The following is a 256-nucleotide window of genomic DNA, read 5'->3' on the forward strand; positions in this document are numbered from 1 at the left end:
GTTCAAGACCCCGGCATTCCGCCGCAGCGAGCGCGAGGCCATGGAGTACGCCGCGCACTGGCTGGAGGAAGTCAACCTTACCGAGTTCGCCAACCGCAGCGCCGGCACCCTCGCCTATGGCCAGCAGCGACGCCTGGAGATCGCCCGCTGCATGATGACCCGCCCGCGGATCCTCATGCTCGACGAGCCGGCCGCCGGCCTCAACCCGAAGGAGACCGACGACCTCAAGGCGCTGATCGCCAAGCTGCGCAGCGAG

At 68.8% G+C, this 256-nt stretch carries 1 protein-coding gene; it reads left to right on the forward strand.

Annotated features, from left to right (window positions below; translation table 11 throughout):
• A partial coding sequence (locus tag ACLJNW_RS26570) for an ATP-binding cassette domain-containing protein (protein WP_410961561.1) occupies window positions 1–256 on the forward strand: 256 nt, incomplete at both ends.

Origin of the sequence: Salmonella sp. SAL4457, from assembly GCF_046548235.1 — a bacterium.
GTDB lineage: Bacteria > Pseudomonadota > Gammaproteobacteria > Enterobacterales > Enterobacteriaceae > Salmonella > Salmonella enterica.